This is a genomic window from Okeania sp., assembly GCF_983059655.1.
Genome location: NZ_CEZPJD010000371.1, coordinates 2725 through 7664, shown reverse-complemented (window position 1 = coordinate 7664; position 4940 = coordinate 2725). Strand labels below are relative to the sequence as shown.

At 37.3% G+C, this 4940-nt stretch carries 7 protein-coding genes; 2 read left to right on the top strand and 5 right to left on the bottom strand.

What is annotated here, in order from left to right:
• Position 1 precedes the first annotated feature (1 nt).
• From AC3DU7_RS19535 to AC3DU7_RS19515, 5 genes are all read right to left on the bottom strand, one after another.
• On the bottom strand, positions 2-469 hold the full coding sequence (locus AC3DU7_RS19535; RefSeq protein WP_488040978.1) for a hydrogenase maturation protease: 468 nt from the start codon (positions 467-469) through the stop codon (positions 2-4).
• A 105-nt stretch (positions 470-574) separates the two neighbouring features.
• Positions 575-748 carry a hypothetical protein gene (locus AC3DU7_RS19530; protein ID WP_488040977.1) on the bottom strand — a complete coding sequence of 58 codons (174 nt, stop codon included), beginning with the start codon at positions 746-748 and terminating at the stop codon, positions 575-577.
• A 170-nt stretch (positions 749-918) separates the two neighbouring features.
• Positions 919-2049, bottom strand: a complete 1131-nt coding sequence (locus AC3DU7_RS19525) for a GUN4 domain-containing protein (RefSeq protein ID WP_488040976.1) — start codon at positions 2047-2049, stop codon at positions 919-921.
• Between the two features lie 59 nt (positions 2050-2108).
• Entirely contained in the window at positions 2109-2462 is a 354-nt protein-coding gene (locus AC3DU7_RS19520; RefSeq protein WP_488040975.1) for a DUF5615 family PIN-like protein, read from the bottom strand.
• Entirely contained in the window at positions 2459-2698 is a 240-nt protein-coding gene (locus AC3DU7_RS19515) for a DUF433 domain-containing protein (RefSeq protein WP_488040974.1), read from the bottom strand. Before AC3DU7_RS19515 ends, AC3DU7_RS19520 begins: the two co-directional genes overlap by 4 nt.
• Positions 2699-2852: 154 nt before the next feature.
• Between AC3DU7_RS19515 and AC3DU7_RS19510 the strand changes: the two genes are divergently transcribed.
• Together AC3DU7_RS19510 and AC3DU7_RS19505 are read left to right on the top strand one after the other, a co-directional pair.
• A complete protein-coding gene (locus tag AC3DU7_RS19510) occupies positions 2853-3125 on the top strand; it encodes a hypothetical protein (protein WP_488040973.1) in 273 nt (90 codons plus the stop codon).
• A 796-nt stretch (positions 3126-3921) separates the two neighbouring features.
• Positions 3922-4884 (top strand): NADH-quinone oxidoreductase subunit B family protein, encoded by a 963-nt coding sequence (locus AC3DU7_RS19505; RefSeq protein WP_488040972.1) that lies wholly within the window; start codon positions 3922-3924, stop codon positions 4882-4884.
• The last annotated feature ends 56 nt before the right edge of the window (positions 4885-4940 follow it).

Here is a 4940-nt window from a genome sequence, read left to right as displayed (position 1 = left end):
TTTACTTAAGAAAAATCTGTTGAATTTGTGCTAAAGCATCTGTAATTCCTTGAGATGTTTGTGAAGAAAAATCTTCCCCAAATTCAAAATTAACTGCAGGTATTAATATCCACCAAGCTGGAGGCACATTATTATAGACAAATTTACTAAGAGCAAGTAGCGATCGCGGGTCTCCTGTATGCCCAATATTCAAACCCTGACTCTCAAATTCCCCCCTTTCTAAAGGCGGGGGATAGTCGTAAAGTTGATGAACCTGTAAACCTTGTTCAGAAGTTGCCGGATAGACATCCACAAAAATAACTAATTCTGCTTGAGATATAGTTTCTGCCAATTCTGGAGTAAGTTGATGCACCGGGAGTGATCGAACATTGGGCAACTTCCACTCAGCCACCAACTCTGCTACTCGTTGACCAGCACCATCATCACTGCGGAGCGTATTACCGTAACCTATTACTAATATTTCAGTCATTACTTATCAGTGTTTTTGTGTTGCTGTAATGATTTATTTTTCTTTAGGAGAACCATGTTCATATTCCTTAAAAAGATGCTTCTATTGCCAGTTTAATCCCAAAAACTAACTCTCGTCAATATCTAAAATACGCCGAGTTTCTGTTTGCAAAACACGAATTTCTGCTTGTTGTTGTACTATAACTTGAAATGTTTTTTCTTGTTCTGGTGCTATTTTTGCTCTCCTATTCACTAAAGCTTCAACAATACGAGCGTTACTATTAATGAAAGCGGTTTTCATTTGGGTAAACCACAGTAAGGACGTTCCATGGAACGTCCCTACAAGGTTTGATGTGTGAAGATGTGGTTCATCAAGAGCGAAAAGCGCTGTAAATCTCGTGTCTCTGAGAATTTACTAACTTGACCTTCGTTCCAACCTTCTGTTGTCATCCTTTTTTTCCCTATTAAAAGTTATTTTTTCTGGGGATATATAATTACTTTCTCCCCGAAGAAAAATCGCAAACCCTCCCCATCAACTGCACGAAGCACCCAACCTAATGCACCCGGCAAATGCCCCATGTAATGTGTATCTAAACTAAAAGTTAGGTCAGAGTAATACAACCATTTTCCTCCTTGACACCATCCAACTTTGTTACCGAATACTTCATATACTTTCTCATTAGACTGTCTAATACCACCTAAATTCTGATAAATTTTCTTTTGCACAGAAAAGCCAAATTTACCATGACTATATTTTACCCAAAGTTGATCAATTGTGTGGAGGTCCGTACAAGGGAATTTATCTATATCTTCTACCCTTAACCAACCTTCTGAACTTCGCCCTGCAATTTGCAACATACAACGAGCAGTTTCTGCATCTGCCTCTCTCCACTTTCCCTGACTAAGTAATCTATTTAATTCGCTATAGTCAAAACCAACATCTGATTTGAGTTCAACTTTAGACAACTTTTGAGAAATAGCAACAGGCATTTGAGGCCAAATTTTATTTAAAGCTTCTATGGAGATCGCTAAACCTTCTGCTCCCTCATTTTCCATTGTCATCGCTATACCCAACACATGACCTGTTTCCAGAATAACTACAGGTGCGCCACTATAACCTTTACGAAGGCGTTGGCGGAGCCTAGCGGCAGCTACATCGCCTTCATTAATTAACAAATTCCAAGCTATCACCGTTTCATTATTTTGACGAGCAAAACGCTTTTTCCCTAGAGTTCCATCAACAGTTTCCAGCATCACGTTTTTATTTTCACCATAGAGATAATGACCTGCTATCCGAAACTTTTGATTTTCTGCTTCGGATAAACTTACTAACTGGAAAATAGGGATATTCAGCTTTTCAACTCTCAACACTGCTAAATCAAAACCCTTAACATCTCCTGTTGCAACAACTTCTGCGGGAATATTATTAACCAAAACATTTTCCTCACCACCCACATCTTCAACAACATGGGCGCAGGTTAGCAAATAAGTATAATTATCCACTCGATAAAAAGCAAATCCAGAGCCAATAACATCTGCTTTGAAAGATTCGTTACTAGCACTGGTAATTAAAACAATAGATTCTTCTAGGGATGGACTCATTTAACTCTAATAGATATATTGGCTATAGATATATTTAAGGAAATACTGAATATTATAAATTATTGATGTACAATAATAGAATTTCTACTCATTTCTACTAGCGAATTTCCCTCAAGTAGCTGGATTAACTGAGACAGGTTATTTATAAACAACTTCATCAGTTCTTTATTAGGGATATTACCAGTGGTAACTAACAACAGCTTATAAGGTTCTTGACGAATCAAAAAAGAATCAAAAAAATCGTGGTCTTTAGTAACAACAATTCGATTTTCTAGGACAGAAAGAGAATTAATTTCTGTTTCTGGAGTAGCATTTTGAAGAGGTAAATCTTTTGTGTGAATAGTATCGTAACCCGCAGATCGGAGAAAAACTACGAGACGCACTGGCAGTTGTGCGTCAACTAAGAACTTCATGGTACTATGCTATAAATACTTTTTACTTGAGTTAAACGAGTAGCAAACTGTAAAGCAGCAAGGATATCGTCTCTTTCTAAATCATCATAGTCTTCAAGAATTTCCTCAATATTCATGCCACTACTAAGCAATTCTAGTATAAATTCTACTGGATAACGCAATCCCCGGAGGCAGGGTTTACCGTGACAGATATTTGGGTCAATAGTGATTCTTTCTAGGAGTTTTTGATTGCTCATTTATTCTATTGTTAGTTAGTTTGGTAGGGGTTTGAAGGCCAAACCCTTACAATATTGTATTTTACCAATAAACCAGATTTGATATGAGATAGCTAGTTTATTCTTAACTTCTGCTATTATAAATAAACAATCCTTTTTTTGGAGCATAATATTGATGGAAACGCTCTTATTAAGTTATGAAGAAGTTGGCAAGATTGGTAAACAGCTTTATCAAAATAGCATCCGCGCTGCTGTTGAAACACCAGAAAATATAGGCAAAATGGTGATTATTGACATTGAAACGGGGGATTATTCTGTTGATAAAAATGGTTTAAAAGCAGCTAACTACCTCTATGAGAAAAATCCCCTAGCTAGATTATTTGGCATTCGTATTGGATATAAAGTGGCTGTCTCTTTTTGTGGTAATATGGAGCGTGTTAGCGAGTGATTTCTGGTATTGTTAATAATGGATATCCTACAGTATCAATAACATTTCGTCTCCCTGATCGTCCTGATTTTTCCATTCAGTTTGTGATTGATACTGGATTTACAGATGAACTATGCTTACCAAGTGAAGTTGTTGCTTTGTTAGGCTTACCTTTTAAGTAGACTACGCCTGCCAATTTAGCTAATAATACATCTGTATTATTACCAGTTTATGAAGCAATTATTCTCTGGAATGGTGAAGAAAGGATAGTTCAAGTTGTGGGAACTGGGAGACGACCTTTATTGGGAACGGCGATGTTAGAAGAAGCAGAATTGGTAATTTAGTTTACTGAAGGTGGACTGGTAACTATTGAAGATTTATGAAATCTGAAAACCGCTGTAATACTAATAACTGGTATCTGAGCGATCGCAAATAAATCAATACGGTTTCCTATCGCGATTTAGATGAAATTTCTAGTTATTTTGCTAACGTCAGCATAGAAGCAGGCGATCGCTTTGTTCAACGTTTTGCTGATAAGTGTAGAAATTTAATTAAATTTCAGACAGATCTTAGGATAACTTAGTCTTAGATTTTCTCAAGATTTTATTACCAATAAAATTGTAAAAATAAAGTATCAAAAGCAACAAAAAAAAAATTAGTTAAACTAACAATTAATCAATAATAAAAAATTTCATAAATTATACAAAATCATCATTATCTATCCTTTATAATTTCATAAAGGTTGAAATAGGGTGCGACAAATTCTATCGTGAATTCCATCTCAACCTCACATAACAGAGAGGAGAATCAGGACAGAATGATCAATCTACTGTGGCTTCAAGGTGGAGCTTGTTCTGGCAATACCATATCATTTCTCAATGCTGAAGAACCAAATATTTGTGACTTAATTACAGACTTCGGCATTAATGTACTTTGGCATCCTTCTTTAGGATTTGAGCTTGGTACAAACGTTCAAGAGTTATTAAAAGATTGTATTTCGGGAAAAACACATTTAGATATATTAGTATACGAAGGAACAATAATTAATGCTCCCAATGGTACGGGAGAATGGAACCGTTTTGCCGATCGCCCCATGAAAGATTGGGTAAAAGAATTATCGGAAATTGCTGGTTTCGTCGTGGCAGTGGGAGACTGCGCTACTTATGGCGGTATTCCAGCAATGTCACCAAACCCCAGCGAGTCTGAAGGTTTGCAATTTCTCAAACGGAAAAAAGGCGGATTTTTAGGAGAAGATTTCAAGAGTAAAGCTGGATATCCAGTTATCAACATTCCCGGTTGCCCCGCGCACCCAGATTGGATTTCCCAAATATTAGTAGCAGTTGCTACTGGTAGACTTGATGACATTACCTTAGACGAATTTCACCGCCCCGAAACATTTTTCAAAAGCTTCACTCAAACAGGTTGTACTCGCAACGTTCACTTTGCTTACAAAGCTTCAACCTCAGATTTTGGGCAGCGTCAAGGATGTCTATTCTATGACTTGGGTTGTCGCGGACCGATGACTCATTCTCCCTGTAACCGTATTTTATGGAACCGGGTTTCGTCTAAGACTCGCGCGGGAATGCCATGTTTAGGTTGTACGGAGCCAGAATTTCCATTCCATGACCTCGCACCGGGAACAGTATTCAAGACTCAAACAGTTATGGGAGTTCCCAAAGATTTACCAACGGGAGTTAACCGTAAAGATTATGCTTTGCTGACTATGGTTGCGAAAGATTCAATTCCAAAATGGGCAGAGGAAGATTTCTTTACTGTTTAAGGGAATAGTTTAAAATTTGTAGGGTGCGTTAGACGGCGAAAATCTAGACTGTGAAA

Excerpts from the sequence above, each read along its gene's own strand:
- AC3DU7_RS19535 (WP_488040978.1), bottom strand. The coding sequence starts at position 469 with ATGACTGAAATATTAGTAATAGGTTACGGTAATACGCTCCGCAGTGAT.
- AC3DU7_RS19530 (WP_488040977.1), bottom strand. The coding sequence starts at position 748 with ATGAAAACCGCTTTCATTAATAGTAACGCTCGTATTGTTGAAGCTTTA.
- AC3DU7_RS19525 (WP_488040976.1), bottom strand. The coding sequence starts at position 2,049 with ATGAGTCCATCCCTAGAAGAATCTATTGTTTTAATTACCAGTGCTAGT.
- AC3DU7_RS19520 (WP_488040975.1), bottom strand. The coding sequence starts at position 2,462 with ATGAAGTTCTTAGTTGACGCACAACTGCCAGTGCGTCTCGTAGTTTTT.
- AC3DU7_RS19515 (WP_488040974.1), bottom strand. The coding sequence starts at position 2,698 with ATGAGCAATCAAAAACTCCTAGAAAGAATCACTATTGACCCAAATATC.
- AC3DU7_RS19510 (WP_488040973.1), top strand. The coding sequence starts at position 2,853 with ATGGAAACGCTCTTATTAAGTTATGAAGAAGTTGGCAAGATTGGTAAA.
- AC3DU7_RS19505 (WP_488040972.1), top strand. The coding sequence starts at position 3,922 with ATGATCAATCTACTGTGGCTTCAAGGTGGAGCTTGTTCTGGCAATACC.